The 14,880-nt window shown below is 60.5% G+C and carries 15 protein-coding genes; 9 read left to right on the top strand and 6 right to left on the bottom strand.

Annotation, left to right across the window (positions count from 1 at the left end; all coding sequences use genetic code 11):
* Positions 1-223: 223 nt before the first annotated feature.
* Positions 224-2,344, top strand: a complete 2,121-nt coding sequence (shc, locus tag ACSHT2_RS06720; RefSeq protein WP_440640898.1) for a squalene--hopene cyclase — start codon at positions 224-226, stop codon at positions 2,342-2,344.
* A 222-nt stretch (positions 2,345-2,566) separates the two neighbouring features.
* Complete coding sequence (locus ACSHT2_RS06715; protein ID WP_440640897.1) at positions 2,567-3,343, top strand: TetR/AcrR family transcriptional regulator; 777 nt, start codon at positions 2,567-2,569, stop codon at positions 3,341-3,343.
* Positions 3,344-3,559: 216 nt separating this feature from the next.
* On the opposite strand, the gene ACSHT2_RS06710 is transcribed toward ACSHT2_RS06715, so the two are convergent.
* The 5 genes from ACSHT2_RS06710 to ACSHT2_RS06690 all read right to left on the bottom strand — a co-directional run bounded on the left by ACSHT2_RS06710 (position 3,560) and on the right by ACSHT2_RS06690 (position 6,499).
* Positions 3,560-3,937 carry a hypothetical protein gene (locus ACSHT2_RS06710; protein ID WP_440640896.1) on the bottom strand — a complete coding sequence of 126 codons (378 nt, stop codon included), beginning with the start codon at positions 3,935-3,937 and terminating at the stop codon, positions 3,560-3,562.
* 100 nt (positions 3,938-4,037) lie between these two features.
* On the bottom strand, positions 4,038-4,316 hold the full coding sequence (locus tag ACSHT2_RS06705; RefSeq protein WP_440640895.1) for a hypothetical protein: 279 nt from the start codon (positions 4,314-4,316) through the stop codon (positions 4,038-4,040).
* A gap of 65 nt (positions 4,317-4,381) precedes the next feature.
* Positions 4,382-5,104 carry a hypothetical protein gene (locus tag ACSHT2_RS06700; RefSeq protein ID WP_440640894.1) on the bottom strand — a complete coding sequence of 241 codons (723 nt, stop codon included), beginning with the start codon at positions 5,102-5,104 and terminating at the stop codon, positions 4,382-4,384.
* A gap of 52 nt (positions 5,105-5,156) precedes the next feature.
* A complete protein-coding gene (locus ACSHT2_RS06695; protein ID WP_440640893.1) occupies positions 5,157-5,765 on the bottom strand; it encodes a hypothetical protein in 609 nt (202 codons plus the stop codon).
* 53 nt (positions 5,766-5,818) lie between these two features.
* Complete coding sequence (locus ACSHT2_RS06690; RefSeq protein WP_440640892.1) at positions 5,819-6,499, bottom strand: CerR family C-terminal domain-containing protein; 681 nt, start codon at positions 6,497-6,499, stop codon at positions 5,819-5,821.
* Between the two features lie 111 nt (positions 6,500-6,610).
* Between ACSHT2_RS06690 and ACSHT2_RS06685 the strand changes: the two genes are divergently transcribed.
* From ACSHT2_RS06685 to ACSHT2_RS06665, 5 genes are all read left to right on the top strand, one after another.
* Positions 6,611-7,210: a TetR/AcrR family transcriptional regulator gene (locus ACSHT2_RS06685; protein WP_440640891.1), complete on the top strand. Its 600-nt coding sequence runs from the start codon at positions 6,611-6,613 to the stop codon at positions 7,208-7,210.
* A gap of 1 nt (position 7,211) precedes the next feature.
* A complete protein-coding gene (locus ACSHT2_RS06680) occupies positions 7,212-8,288 on the top strand; it encodes an efflux RND transporter periplasmic adaptor subunit (protein ID WP_440640890.1) in 1,077 nt (358 codons plus the stop codon).
* On the top strand, positions 8,285-11,593 hold the full coding sequence (locus ACSHT2_RS06675; RefSeq protein WP_440640889.1) for an efflux RND transporter permease subunit: 3,309 nt from the start codon (positions 8,285-8,287) through the stop codon (positions 11,591-11,593). The genes ACSHT2_RS06680 and ACSHT2_RS06675 overlap by 4 nt, the downstream gene beginning before the upstream one ends.
* A gap of 132 nt (positions 11,594-11,725) precedes the next feature.
* The gene (locus ACSHT2_RS06670) at positions 11,726-12,367 is read left to right on the top strand and encodes a hypothetical protein (RefSeq protein WP_440640888.1); all 642 of its coding nucleotides are present in this window, start codon (positions 11,726-11,728) and stop codon (positions 12,365-12,367) included.
* 75 nt (positions 12,368-12,442) lie between these two features.
* Positions 12,443-12,787 carry a hypothetical protein gene (locus tag ACSHT2_RS06665; protein WP_440640887.1) on the top strand — a complete coding sequence of 115 codons (345 nt, stop codon included), beginning with the start codon at positions 12,443-12,445 and terminating at the stop codon, positions 12,785-12,787.
* Between the two features lie 132 nt (positions 12,788-12,919).
* Here the strand turns inward: ACSHT2_RS06665 and ACSHT2_RS06660 are convergent, their stop codons facing one another.
* Positions 12,920-13,138 (bottom strand): hypothetical protein, encoded by a 219-nt coding sequence (locus ACSHT2_RS06660; protein ID WP_440640886.1) that lies wholly within the window; start codon positions 13,136-13,138, stop codon positions 12,920-12,922.
* Between the two features lie 203 nt (positions 13,139-13,341).
* On the opposite strand from ACSHT2_RS06660, the gene ACSHT2_RS06655 reads away from it, so the two are divergent.
* Positions 13,342-14,436 carry a LysR family transcriptional regulator gene (locus ACSHT2_RS06655; protein ID WP_440640885.1) on the top strand — a complete coding sequence of 365 codons (1,095 nt, stop codon included), beginning with the start codon at positions 13,342-13,344 and terminating at the stop codon, positions 14,434-14,436.
* Positions 14,396-14,662 carry a LysR substrate-binding domain-containing protein gene (locus ACSHT2_RS06650; RefSeq protein WP_440642788.1) on the top strand — a complete coding sequence of 89 codons (267 nt, stop codon included), beginning with the start codon at positions 14,396-14,398 and terminating at the stop codon, positions 14,660-14,662. The genes ACSHT2_RS06655 and ACSHT2_RS06650 overlap by 41 nt, the downstream gene beginning before the upstream one ends.
* The last annotated feature ends 218 nt before the right edge of the window (positions 14,663-14,880 follow it).

Raw genomic sequence — 14,880 nt, 5'->3', positions numbered from 1 at the left:
GCGAACCATGCCGCGTAGTCATGTCAGATCGGGATTCCGCCAGGAAAAAGCCAAACCCGAAATGAGGTATCCAGCACTATCCGAATTTCGTCGTGATGGTGCCGCTGCGGATATGACACCCGAAGAAAAGCGCGCGGGAAATCCATCGCTCGCTCGACATGGAAAGCACCGGCCGATTCTTCAAATGGAACGGCGAGAACACCCTGCTGAAAGCTGACGAAAAATGAAAGTTTTGGCCGAAGCGGCCTTGCCGAGTTCAAGCGCGCACAGCGACGACCTCGTGCTGCGGGCAACCGTGAGCGCGGCGATTGAATGGCTGCTGCGGCGGCAGAAGCCCGACGGCCATTGGGTCGGCCATGTCGAATCCAACGCCTGCATGGAAGCCCAATGGTGCCTCGCGCTCTGGTTTCTGGAGCTTGAGGATCACCCGCTGCGTCCGCGCCTTGCCCGCTCGCTGCTGGAGACGCAGCGGACGGATGGCTCGTGGCACGTCTATCATGGAGCCCCGAACGGCGACATCAACGCGACGGTCGAAGCCTATGCGGCGCTTCGCTCGATGGGCTGGTCCGACAATGAGCCCGCCCTTGCGCGCGCCCGCGAGTGGATCGCGCGCAAGGGCGGGCTGCGCAACGTCCGGGTGTTCACCCGCTACTGGCTGGCGCTGATCGGCGAATGGCCCTGGGAGCAGACGCCCAACCTGCCGCCGGAAGTGATATGGCTTCCGCATTGGTTCGCCTTCTCCATCTACAATTTCGCGCAATGGGCGCGGGCGACAATGATGCCGCTGTCGATCCTGTCGGCGCGGCGCCGGTCGCGGCCACTGCCACACGGCAATGGGCTCGATGCCCTGTTCCCCGAGGGACGCGACCGGTTCGATTACCGCCTTCCAGCAAGATTGGGGGCGGGCCTGACGGACGGTCTGTTCAGGTGGATCGACAGGGTGCTGCATGGAGTGCAGTCGTTGGGAGGACGGCTGGGCTGGAAAAAGCCGCGCGAGGCCGCCATTCGCCGTGTCTTGGAGTGGATCATCCGGCATCAAGATGCCGACGGTGCATGGGGCGGCATCCAGCCGCCGTGGATTTACGGTATGATGGCGTTGCATGTCGAAGGCTATTCGCTGGATCATCCGGTGATGGCCAAGGCTGTAGCCGCCCTCGACGATCCGGGCTGGCGGAGGGATCGGGGCAAAGCAAGCTGGATTCAGGCAACCAACAGCCCCGTCTGGGACACGATACTCGCGCTTGTCGCGCTGGATGACGCGGGTGCGGGCGGTGCACACCTGGAAGCGGTTGAGAAGGCAGTCCAGTGGCTTCTGGATCGTCAGGTGAGAGTGCCGGGTGACTGGGCGATCAAGCTGCCTCATCTGGCGCCGGGTGGCTGGGCGTTCGAATATGCAAACGATCACTATCCTGACACCGACGACACCGCTGTGGCTCTCATCGCGCTGGCGCCGTTTCGTGACGAGCCGAAATGGCGCGAGGGCGGAATAGACGAGGCGATCCGGCGCGGGATCGACTGGCTGATCGGCATGCAGAGCGAGGAAGGCGGCTGGGGTGCGTTCGACAAGGATAGCAATAGGCGAATCCTGACCAAAATTCCGTTCTGCGATTTCGGGGAGGCGCTTGATCCACCGTCGGTGGACGTGACGGCCCATGTTGTTGAGGCATTCGGCAAGCTCGGCCTGTCCCGGTGCCACCCCGCCATGGTGCGTGCCCTCGACTATATTCGGCGCGAGCAGGAGTGTAACGGGCCCTGGTTCGGCCGATGGGGCGTCAACTACCTCTATGGCACTGGAACGGTGCTGCCGGCCCTGGCGGCGATCGGAGAGGATATGCGCCAGCCCTATATTGCGCGCGCCTGCGACTGGCTGACCAAGCGTCAGCAGTTGGACGGCGGCTGGGGTGAGAGCTGCGCGTCCTATGTGGATGCGAGTCTGGCTGGGCACGGTACGACGACGGCCTCGCAGACTGCATGGGCGTTGATGGCGCTTCTCGCCGCCAATCGCCCGCAGGACCGTGACGGTATCCGGCGCGGTTGTCTGTTCCTCGTCGAACGGCAGTCCGCTGGTGGTTGGGACGAGGCAGAGTTCACCGGAACCGGCTTCCCCGGTTATGGCGTCGGCCAGTCGATCCGGCCCGACGACTCGCGACTTCGGGAGCAACTTGTGCAGGGGCCGGAACTCTCTCGCGCCTTCATGCTGCGATACGACCTCTACCGTCATTATTTCCCGCTGATGGCCCTCGGTCGCGCGCTCCGCGGTCACGAGCGGGAATCGAACGATGCGTCGGCTCAAGCGGCTTCACTTGGGAGTTCACCTGGCGCGACCGCCTCGGCCTCCATCTGATTTCTGTCGATCGAGGAGTTCTTCACCGGCCCCGTCCGGATTCAGACCGGCAATATGCGGAACTCTATTGGAAGGCCGAGAGAAGGTCGGCGCAGGCGTGCCTTGTTCCTTGACGTCTCTTCGGCTTTTCCCTATCGAACGGCATCTACCCAAGTCTTAGTAAGCCCGGTCAGCCCTTGCAATTTCTGTCGACTCACGCTGACAGTTCCGTGAAGGCAAGGCATGAACGCGGACGGATCTAGCAAGAAAGCCAGTCGTGCGGGGAAAGGCTTGATGCCATCGGTGGCCAAGACGGCGAGGGCGAGGAGGTCCAAGTCACATGGTGGGCGTCCGACCAAGAGCGACGCCGCGGAGCGTGATCGACGGCTGATCGATGTAGCCACTGCGCTGTTTCTGGAACGAGGATTTGACGCGACATCGATCGATGCGGTTGCCGCGGCCGCTAGGGTCAGCAAGCTCACGCTCTACTCCCAGTATCATGACAAGCGCGGCCTGTTTGGGGCCGTGCTGAGACAGGAGATCGAACGTTGGCTTGCGCCGTTAGCGACTGCCGCGGAAATGCCGGTTAGCAATCGCTCGGGACTGTCCATCGAGAAGAGCCTTGTCGACTTGGGGCGTAAGCTGCAGGCGGTAAGCGGCGAAGCGGGCGCTTGGTCTGTCGGACGCATTCTCGCTGCGCAGGCCGGCAATTTTCCCGAGCTAGCGTCGCTGGCCAATGAGGAAGGTTGGCTGAAGGCCGTTGTGACGACGGCGCAACTCTTTGATCGTCTTGCAGCCAAAGGCCTGCTGGAGATCGCGGACGGCAAGATCGTGGCGGAAGCTTTCCTTCACATCGTACTCGGTCACAACATGCGCTGTGCCATGTACGGCATACCAATCGATCCCAAAGGGCAGGACAAGCGGCTGCGATTGTCTATCAGGATGCTTTTGACCGGACTTTTGCCAAAGTCACAGCAGGGGTACGGCTATCCACTGGCCGCCCAGGAAATCGAATCATAGCATGTACACGGGCGCTTTGGCGAAGCAGGCGAGGTGGTCGGTTTGAATCCAATACGTTGGGCTCTTGCCTGCTCGACTACGTCGTTCTCATATCGACGCGCGGCAGCCCGTTTCTAAACGCTATGCAAGGTTTCGTTCTTGGATCGCTGATTGCTGCTGTGTTCGTTGCTATCTGGTTGTCGGTCATAGACGTGAACCAATGATCCTCTGGTCGGTTCACGATTTCCGAGACGCCAACAGTTTGCGCAGCGCAGACAGGATGCCGATGCCGAGCGTGACGCTGCTGCCGAGGTTCTCGATGCGATGTCCTGTGGCGCTGAACATTTGCACCGCACCTTGTGCGTCGGCCGCAATCTCTTCAAGCGCTGCCGCCTCCATCTCAGATAGCGCTTCGAGTTCGGGGGACGTTGTCTCCCGCATGGTGTAGACCAGCAAGATGACAGCTACGGCGAGATAGAGCGCCGCAATCGCCAAGGTTGCGCCAAGATCTCCGAACGGAGCCCGGATCGTAAGAAACAGGACATAGGTCGCAAGGCCAGCGGCGACGATGAGCGCGGCGATCGACAGTGCGCCCGCGATCGCGCGCCGGACCAATTGCCGAAGAAGAACCTGGCGGCGGAGTAGTGCCACCCGGCCATATATTTTGCTGAACTGAGGGCGGACATGGGTGCCTTTCGAACAATGCGGCGGATGCCTAACGGAGTTGACGGCCGATGATGATCCCGACCGCAAGGCCGACGCCGAGCGCGGCAAGCGCTGTCAATCGGGGAAATTTATCCAGTTCTTCGGAAAACTCGTCGAGCGTTTCGTTCATTAACTTCAAGAGTTCTTCGGTTCCGAGCCGGTCATCCGGGCTCTGCAGCCCGTGCGCACTGGGCGAGGAGTTGCTAGGGCCCGTTGCCTCGGCGCGCGCTCTGTGAGGTCGGGCGGCAATTTCCGCGCGCAGCGCCGAGATTTCATCTCTGAGACTCATTCGTATTCTCCGTAGCGTTTAGGCGGCGCAGGGTTGGACGCCGCCCGAGCGCGCGGGATAAGGAGCTACTTCGACGCGTCCTCTATGGATTTGCGGATCGAAGCATAGGTGTCGAAAAAGAGCTTCTGCGTGTCCGCATAGCTTTTCTTCGCCGTATTCCACGTCTCGCTGGAGGCATCCTTCAGGCGTCCGATCCGGACCTTCGCTTCGTCTGCCTGCGCTTTGAGGGCATCGATGCGGGCTTCGATGGCCACTCGCTGCTCGGCGGAGAGCTTGTTTGCCTGGGCGCGCAACTCATCGATCGATTTCTGCCACACCTTCTGGCGCGCCTCGAGTTCGGCCTCCAGCACGGCCCGACGGGTCGCGAGATCGGCCTTTGTCGCTTCGAGATACTTATCCGTCGCGGTCTGGAACGCGGTCCAGCTTTCATCGAGTGACTTGCGCGCGTCGGCCGCCTGGGTATCCGTCCAAGTTTTGGCATTGGCAACGGCTTCCTCAGCTTTAGTCCGATAGGCGTCGCGCCTGTCGCGAAGTTCGTTCAGTGCGCTCTCGGCCTTTGCGCGGGCATCTTCCTGGAGCTTGGCAGCGTCCCGTTCCAGGACGGCGATGGTGGCGTCGAATTCGGCGAGCCGATCCTGCGACCATTGTATGGCCTGCCGCGCAGGTGACGGCTTGCCCTGACTGGAAGAGGGGTGCGAGGTCGAGTCTTGTGCGAAGGTGACTGGAGCCGCGAATAGAGTAGCCTGAGCGAGGATCGCAAGGCCAGTGGCCGATGAAGGGATTTTCATGTCTGTTTCCTTCTTAGGATAGCTTGAAAAGCTGCTGGTCGAAGCGGCTCGACTAGAGCAGGCCCGCGAAGGCGTCTTTGATCCTCTGGATCGTCCGGTCGTGCACGGCCTTGGCCTCGGCAAGCCCGCTCTTTACGGCCTTCCAAGATTCGTCGCCGGCGTCTTTGGCCTCGCCAATCCGACTCTGGAATGTTTCGGCTTGATCCGACAGGCGCTTGATTGCGGCATCCAGATCGAAACGTGCTTTTTCCACTGTTTCGGTCGCGCGGTGACGCAAGTCCTTCAGAGATGCCTCCCATGACTGGCGTTGGGTCTTCACACGCGCGGCAACGATGTCGCGAGCCGTATTGGCGTGTCCCTCGACAGCGGAGAGGAAGGACCGAAATGCGGTTTCGACCTCAACCCATTCGGCCTCAATCACATCCTGAATGTTCTCTGCGCCCCGCTTCGCTCCATCAGCTTGGGCGAGCAGCTCTTCATGGTATTTCTGCAACTTGTGACGAGATTCCAGTAGGCTGGCGAGCGCGATCTCGGCTTCCTTGCTCGCGCTTGCCTTCAGCTTGTCGGCGGTCTTCTCGCCTTCCGATATCATCGTGTCGAGATCATCGAGGCGCTGCTTCGCCCAGATGACGGCTTCGTGCGCATTGGATTGATCGCTCATCGGAAATTTCCTTCTCTGGCGTGTGTGAAAACTGTTGTCGAGCCGAGCCTGTTTCAGGCGGTCTCTTGGGAATGCCGCACGTCAAGAAACTCGCTGCGGCACAAGTCGCGGATCAGTTCTTCGATTTGGCGAGCATAGTTACCCTGGATGCTCTTCCAACCCATGCCACGAAGCATGACGCCGCGAAGAAATCTAAAACTGATGACCGCCGTGACAATTGCGCTGATGCGCAGCCGCAGCGCCTCATCTTCCGAATTGCGTCGGGACAAATCGGTTGCAGCGCGGACAAGGCGCTCAAGCAAGGGGGCGATCGCCTGCTCATGGATCAGGGCGAAAGCATCGTCGTTGTCGTAGACGCAACGTCCAACGAAAGACGTCCAGGAATGTGGCTCAGCATCGTCTAGCATGATGTGCAGGAGGCCTATCAAGGCCTCCTCGAGGTGGGCGCCTCCGTCGGCGGCCGACCCACTTTCCAGAATGTCTGTTATTTCCTCGAAGCGCCCACGAGCATATTCCGCGATCATCTGAGCGGCCGCGAGATAGAGCTCTTTCTTCCCTCCGAAATGGTAGGGAATGGCCGACAGTGTGGTGCTCGCAGCCTTCGCGAGCGCACGGGTGCTGGCACCTTCGTAGCCGACGGCCCCGATCACCTCGATCGCAGCCTCGATTAACTGCGAGCGCGTTTTGGCGCTGCGTGCCCCGTGTCCACTTAGTGATGGCTCTTTTACGATCACTGACTGTCCCTCTCCGGCCAAATATAGTTCGTTCGAACGAACTTACAAGATTGACCGCAGTGAAACCTCGAGCTACACTTAACGAACGTTCAGTAACTGACCGAGGCCGTTATGCATGCCGTCGATACCCGCGGCGAGATATTGGATGTCGCCGCCCGCCTTTATGCTGATCTCGGGTACAGCGCTGTCTCGATGCGGGACCTGGCGGGTGAGGTGGGGGTCACGCAGGCCAATCTCTACCACCACTTCAGGAGCAAGGATGATCTCATCCGCGAGACGCTTGCCCACGTCTTTGCCCAGAAGACCGCTCCGATGGTGGAACTCCTAGAGGGGGCGGGCACATCCAGCCAGCGGCTCACGGCCTTCGTCAATTGGTTCGTTCGGTTGCTGGTGGAGGATCGCGTTTTCTTTCGCCTGCTTGTGCGCGAACTGGTCGATGGTGACGGGGCGCGTCTGAAAGCTCTCGCCGACTCGGTACTCGAACGTCCTTTTAGGCTCGTGAGTAGTCTTGCCGATCCGCAGAGGTCGGAAAACCAGCGTTTTCTCACTGCGGTGTCGATCATCAGCCTGATGCTCGGCCATGTGCAGCTCGCGGCGCTGCTCCCTTACCTATCGGGCGGACGCCCTGAGCACGCGGACCCGTCGATCATTGCCCGACACGTCACGGTCGTGCTGCAACGCGCGTTTCACAACGTGGCAGGCGAGAAATGAAATGACCAAGCCTGCGCGCAGCTTCTTCGTTCTCTCTCTTCTTATCCTTCTCGCCGCCTGTAACGAAAAGGCGGTGAACGATCAGACTTCAGGCAAACCGATCGGCGCTCCCGTGACCACGGTCGAGGTGGTGGATATTCCCGTCAGCTACACTGTTCCGGGCTCGGTCATCTCCGACGGACGCATCGTCGTGTCCTCCCGTGTGGTTGGTTTTATCGAGCAACTCGATGTCCGGGAGGGGCAGAAAGTCTCGCGTGGCGACTTGCTCGTGCGCATCGACCCATCCGATATCGACGAGGCCATCCGCCAAGCGCAGGCCGGCGTTCGCGCGAGCCAGGAAGATTTGGAGGATGCTGAGAGGGACGCCCAGAGATACGCCACGCTTGCGCCGTCTGGCGCGGTGGCGTCCGAGACGCTACGCAAGTCAAGGGTGAGAGCCGACATCGCCCGCGCGGCGCTCGATAAGGCTCGGTCGGCTCTCGCCGCCGCGGAAGCGCAGAGGAGCTATGCCACGATCACGAGTCCGGTGGACGGCGTCATCGTCTCTGTCGCCAGGCGCCGCGGCGAGATGGCGACGGCGGGATCCACCATCCTCATTGTGGAATCCCGCGAGGTTCTGCTGTTCAAGGCGTTCGTTTCGGAGCGCAATCTCGCGTTGATCAACCCTAATACGCCGGTCGTGGTGCGGATCGACACGCTGAGTGATACCCCGTTCGCGGGCCACATCCGAGGTATCGTGCCTTCGGGCGACGAAATCACCCGCCGCTATGAGATCAACATTGTCCTGCCGAACGACCCATCTCTCGTGCCGGGCATGTTCGGTCGCACGGAAATCGTTCTTGGCATGCAGAAGACGCCGACGATTCCGCGCGGCGCCTTGGTCCGCCGTGGCGGAATCGACGGCGTGTTCGTGCTTGACGGCAAGATCGCGCGCTTCCGCTGGCTGCGCACCGGCCGCGACCTCGGCGATTCCGTCGAGGTTGTTGCGGGATTGGCGGGCGGGGAGACGATTCTCGCCGTTGTGAACGATACGGTGCGCGACGGTTCGGTAGTTGAGAAGGTGGAGCGCGCACGATGAACGAGCCCCGCCTGAACATTGCCGGACGCCTCGCTCAGGCCTTCATCACCTCGAAGTTGACGATCGTCTTCATCGTTGCAGTGGCTTTGACGGGCGTCCTGGCGGTCGTAAAGGCGCCGCGCGAGGAAAACCCTCAGATCGTGGTGCCTGCCGCGCTGATCACGGTGAGCCTGCCGGGTGCCTCGGCGGCGGAGGTCGAGGAGCTGATCATTACGCCTCTTGAAGGCATCATGAGCGAAATACCTGGCGTCGATCACGTCGAGAGCACGGCGCAAAACTCTCTCGGCATGGTTCAGGTGCAGTTCAAGGTGGGCCAGCCGAAGGAAGAGTCGCTGGTGAAGCTCTATGACCGTGTGCTTGCGAGCCGGAGCCGCCTGCCTTCCGATGCCGGCGGGCCAGTCGTGCGGAGCGTCGATGCCGACGATGTTCCCATCGTGACCTTCACGTTGGCCTCGTCGCAATATGACGATTACGCGCTGAGGCGGGTGGCCGAGCGTATGGCCGAACGGCTGCGCAGCACGGACAACGTCTCGGTGGTGAACGTCAAGGGCGGGCGCGCGCGCGAAATCGCCATCGAGCTCGATCCGGATCGTCTACAGGCCTTCGGGGTGACGTTGAGCCAGGCCTATGCGGCGTTTGCCGCCAGCAATCTTTCCGTGCCGATGCAGCCGACCGTGCGCGACGGCAAGGTCGAGGCCATCAAGCTTTCGGCCTCCTTTACGTCGGCGGAGGACGTCCTCAACCAGATCGTCGCCATCCATGACGGCCGCCCCGTCTATGTGCGCGACGTGGCGACGGTGACGGATGGCCCACCGTCGGAGGTGACCGCGTTGAGCCGGTTTTCATTCGGACGCGGCGATTCCCGTTTCGGCAAAGCGGACTCAGCGGATCTCCCGGCGGTGACCATCGCCGTCGCCAAGAAGAAGGGCGCCAATGCGGTCGTGGTCGCCAATGCCGTGATCGACCGTGTCGAACGCATGCAGGCCTCCTTCGTGCCCAAGGACGTCCAGATCGTCGTCACGCGCAATGACGGAGAGAAGGCGGATGCCGCCGTAAACCTGCTGCTTGAACACCTCCTCGTTGCGCTTGGAACGGTCGGTCTGGTGCTGATCTTCTTCCTTGGCTGGCGCGAGGCGATGATCGTCATGGTCACCGTCCCGCTCATCCTCTCAATTACGCTTGCCGCGGACCTGCTCGGAGGGGTGACCATCAACCGGGTAACCCTGTTCGCATTCATCCTGGCCCTCGGCCTCTTGGTGGACGCCGCAATCGTTGTGATCGAGAACATCCATCGGCACTATGGCATCAGGCGGTCCCAATCCACCAAGGAAGCAACCACGATCCGGGCCACGAATGAGATTGGCAACGCCACCAACCTTGCAACCTTCGCGGTGATGCTGGTGTTCGCTGCCCTGTTCCTCATCACCGGAATGCCAGGGCAATATTTCTATCCTATCGCCTACAACGTGCCGATCGCCATGGCGGCCTCGGTCGTTGTGGCCTACATCGTCACGCCCTGGGCGGCCAATCGCTGGCTCCACCGGCACACCGTTCAGGAGGAGGACGCGCACACCCAGGAGGCGAGCCACGGCGAACCAGGATGGATGGAGCGTCTCTATCTGCGTCTCATCGCGCCTTTGCAACAGCACCGCTCAACGCGACTGGCCTTCGGGGCCGTGATCTTCCTCTTGATGGGGGCTTCCATCATGCAGGGCGCCTGGCAATTCGTTCGCCCCGCCGGAGTGGGCGGGGCGGTCTCACCGTTGGGCGTCGCCATCGGCTTCCTGCCGAAGGACAACAAGAATACCTTCAATGTCGTGGTCTCCCTGCCGGAAACCGCTCCGGTCGAAACCACGGACAGATTCGTCCGCGAGATCACAGCGCTGCTCGCGACGGAAAGGAACGTCATCAACTACCAGACCTGGATAGGGCAGGCGGGCGTCGACGATTTCAACGGCCTGTTCAAAGGAACGGCCGGGCGCACGGGCAATCACGTGGCCGAAATCCGCGTGAACCTGACCGATAAACACGACAGGTCGGAGACTTCGATCGATATCGTACGGAAGCTGAGACCGAAGGTCGACGCAATCCGCAAATCCTATCCGGGCGCCAAGGTTGCCCTCGTTGAGGACCCACCCGGCCCGCCGCTTCGCTCGACCGTGCTTGCAGAGCTGTACGGCCCGGATTCCAAAGGATTGCGGTCCTTGTCGGCCGAAGTCTTCAAGGCGTTCGAGGAAACCTACGACACCGTCGACCTCTCCAACACCGAGCCGGTCGACGTGTCGGAGCACCGCGTCATTCCGGACAAGGAGAAAGCCGCGCTGTCCAAGGTCTCTCCGGCCCAGATCGCCGAGGCGTTGTCTCTCGTCTATGGCGGCAAGGACCTGAGCCGGGCTCATCTGCCGAATGAGAAAAATCCGGTCGACGTCAGGGCCTTCGTGCCGCGTCGCTTCGCGGTCGACCCGGCCCGTCTCGACCGGATCTTCGTCGACAATGTCGATGGCAAGCCTGTGCCGCTGTCTGAATTGGTCAAGATCCAGCCTGCCGCAGCGGACCGGCCGATCCAGCATCGCGACGACGAAAAGGTCACCTTCGTCGGGGCCGAACTGTCACATTCCGTGCCGCTCTACGCTGTGCTCGATCTCCAGCGGCGACTTGCGGGCATTACCGCGCCGGACGGCCGGGCGCTGAAGACCGGCAATCTCGGTTTCAATCAGGACGCACCAGATACCATTGACGGCTACCAACTGCTTTGGGGCGGCGAGATGCGCATGACCCTCGACATCTACCGCGACATGGGGATCGCGCTCGGCGGCGCCTTGCTGCTCGTCTATTTCCTTCTCGTCGCCTACTACCGCTCCTTCCTTGTGCCCATGATCGCCATGTCGTCGGTGCCGCTCGGCATCATCGGGATCTTTCCGGGACACTGGCTGGTGGGTGCGGACTTCTCCGCGACTTCCATGGTCGGCATTATCGCGCTGTCTGGCGTCGTCATCCGCAATTCGCTGCTGATCATCGATTTCATCCAGGACAATCTCAAGCACGGGATGCCGCTCGATGTTGCCGTTCGGCAGGCCGGCGCGGTGCGCCTTCGCCCGATCCTGCTGACGACGCTCGCCATCGTTCTCGGTTCAGCGGTCATGGTGACCGATCCTGTGTTCGGCGGGCTCGCCATATCGCTGATCTTCGGAACGGTGGTCTCGACCGCGCTCACCGTCTTTGTCGTACCGATCCTCTACGACCTCGACGCGCAGCGGAGGCTTAGGAGTGCGAGCACACCGCCGGAAACTCCAGCGGAAGCATAATGCAGAAAAGGTCGGCGTCGTGCAGAGTCGGAATTCTCGTAACGTCGCCCGCGAGCGAGACCGCGGCAGGATTTCGCAATGAGTCGAAGAGCCTCACGAGGCTCCTGGTCAAATCAAGAGGTGAGGTGTTCCATGATGGCTCAGAATGGTAAGGCGAACGTCGCCCGATTTCTTCGGTCATGGGCGATGTCAAATGCAAGCGGAAACGAAACCGCAACCGAACGAAGCCGGCGGATATTCAAGGACCGGTTTGGCAACGACCGCGATTGGCTGAGAGTTGTGTTTCTCGGTGTAATCCTTATCACGCTAAGCACTGTTGCGATCGCCGATGCGCTCGCTGATGAACATCCTCCGGGACACTTTGGAGGAAGTTCGGCCATATTTGGGGGAATTGCAGTCGTACTCTTTGTAGTTAAGATTGCACGGGGAGCGCTCTATTGGGACTGGTTGCTGAGCGCTGTACTTTATTTCCTCGCGGGGTTGGCGCTTTCTTGGGACGAGAATCTTACGTCTGCCTCGTCACTGTTTTGCGTGTGCTCTCTCATGATTTCATGCGGTGCCATCCGAATTTGGATCGGTTTGACGGCGTTTCCCGAGGAGGGAGCAAGCTGGATCTTGTGCTCCGGCCTGGTTGACGTCTGCACCGGACTCTGGATCGCGCTCTTGTGGCTTCTCTCCACGCAGACGACGGTCGCTCTCATCTTCGCTTTCGATACGCTGTTTCAAGGCATGGCAATCGCCGGATACGGCCTCTCGTTGAAGGAGGAACGATGAGTCAGGTGTGCAGGTCGCAGATGTCGGCTGTTGCGGCGACGATCCAAAGCGGTGTTGGTTGCGGGCTGCTGGCAGGTGGCAGTCGCGACGATCACTGCCTTCATCCTCTCGCTCTCTTTCTCGACATTGCCTTCAGCGCTTTCTGAGACGGGCGAACGACGATGTGCGGATGAGGTTCGACACCACTGTTTGGCCGGGGGCGCGGATCAGGTTGCTTTCACCGTCCCTTGGAAGACCGGCGACCAAGTTCGCGCCGGCCGTGGGTCTCGTTCGGCTGCATCGCCGAATAGTACCTATGCGCTGGCCCTTGAGAAGTCGTCGCTGGATGACAGTTCGGAATGGAGGCAGGGCTGGACCATCGCGACCCTTTTTGAATTGGCGCACCACCAACGCGAACTGCTGATCGAACCGCTGCCTTAAGCGCTGTCCTGGAAAGACGGGTCAGAGACCGCACATTGGGCAACAGACCCTGCGCAATGCTGCGAGCCTTGCCACTATCCGTTGAGCAACCAGTCGAGCGGCGACTCGTTCGCCATATCCGACAAGGCGATTTCAGATGCCCCAGGGTCTCGGATGTTCTCGAGCGAGGTCGACGTCGAGATATCCGCTGTCGTTCACCCAATCCCTTGGACAGAGGTTAATTGACCTTTGGTCCACGGAAAAGCCATCACGCTCAAGCGCAGCACGGGTGCCCGTCAGTCCTGTCCAAACGGCCCTTCCGGTGTCCGGATCAACGCGGATGACATCAAAGACCTCAACAACGTCCAGCATCCAAGCAATCCTTCACTTTTTCGATGGGGCGGTTCGCTTGACATCGTCAAACACAACGATACCGTCTCGTTTTGTTGGCTTTCTGTGAAGATGGAGAGGGCACCTACTCAAACGACGACGGGGGAGGCGCTCGACCTATCAGGACCGATTTCGAGACGGGCGTGAGGCTACGAGTCCCGATCGGTCCCGCTTCGAGCCCGGCAATGAAGTCCGGGCTCGAAGCGCGGCACAGGGCTTTATTCGACCGAATGCTTGTTTTGCAGATGGTTTCGCTTCGGCGAGTACGCCAGCGGAGTCGTGCCGTCCAGATAGAGAGGGTTACGCACACAAGTGCCGCCCGTTCCGGAATTGGAGGCCCGACACTGCGCCAGCGTTTCGTAGCCGCACCCTTTGAATATCAAACTGTCGCTGATGCAGTACGCTCCCGCAAGGGCTGGCGACAGGGCGGTGGCAACGCTGCAGACAAGGCAATCAACTTAAGAGCTTTCATTCTCTTCTTTCTTTCGCAAGGGGACCAGCGCGATGACCTCGTCATCGCCTCAAATTCACTTTTGAAGAGTGAGCGAGAGTTTGAGAATGCCTCAGAAGTCAAAGAGCCTATTTGGATGTTTGGAAGAATGGTGCACCCACAGCTCGTCGAATTAACTGCCTTTGTCGCAGTTGCCGAGCAACTCAGTTTCACGAAGGCAGCGGTCCAGGTCGGGAGTTCGCTACCCACGATAAGTCAGAGGATCCGGTCCCTTGAGGAGAGGCTTGGCGTGCGGCTCTTCAATCGCACGACGCGCAGCGTCGCGCTGACCGAAGCTGGAGAGCGGCTCTTCGGTGAAATAAAACCTATCATCGATGGCCTTGATCACGCGATTGAGAGCGTCAACTTCTATCGGGACAAACCAATAGGTGCGTTGCGACTGGCCGTCTCTCGACCGGCCGCAATTCGACAGCTTGCTCCACTGATCTCACCGTTTCTTGCGGAGTATCCCGCTATTCGCCTCGATGTTGTCGTTGACGACACGGACCGTGATATGGTGAGCGGCCGGTTCGATGCTGGGATCCGGGTCGGTCGGAGCATCGAACAGGACATGACGATCTTGCGCCTTTCCGACGACCCCAAGATGATCGTCGTGGCCGCTCCTAGATACCTGGAGAGTCGCCCTGTTCCCTTCGTTCCGAAGGATCTGCACGGCCACAACTGCATCCGTTTCCGATGGCCTTGGGACGGCACGATGCAGCCGTGGATTTTCCGCAAGGGCCGCGAAAATATCGAGGTCAGAGTTCGAAGGCTCTCTCACCGTCAATGACGTTGATCTCCTGCTGAGCGCGACCCTCGACGGGATCGGCATTTCCTTCATGGCGGAGTCGGTGGTGGAGAGCTATATCGCGGAAGCTCGGCTGCTCGAGTTGCTGGTCGACTGGAGCAGCTCTATTCCGGGCATGTTCCTTTACTATCCAAGCCGGCGGCAACAGCCTATGCCGTTGCAGGTGTTTGTCGATTTCGTTAGGAAGAGGGGGCGATATCGCCTGTGAGGTCCAACGCGGGCCCTCATGGTTGCACGTGGATCAGAAATCTCTCACTGCCCAGCCGGTGAGGAGAACGGGGCCTTGGCGGGCTAGCCGCACCACGCACGAAGTTCCTGGCGAGGCGCCTTCAACGCTCGGGCGAGATCGACCGCTCGTGCCAAGCGGGCACGATTGGGCCGGGTTCTGCGATTCAATATGCAATCAATTCTGAACCATACACTGCG

The organism is Bradyrhizobium sp. PUT101, assembly GCF_052043945.1.
In the GTDB taxonomy this organism is placed as follows: domain Bacteria; phylum Pseudomonadota; class Alphaproteobacteria; order Rhizobiales; family Xanthobacteraceae; genus Bradyrhizobium.
The sequence above is the reverse complement of the archived record's forward strand: the minus strand, read 5'-3'. Positions and strand labels throughout refer to the sequence as shown.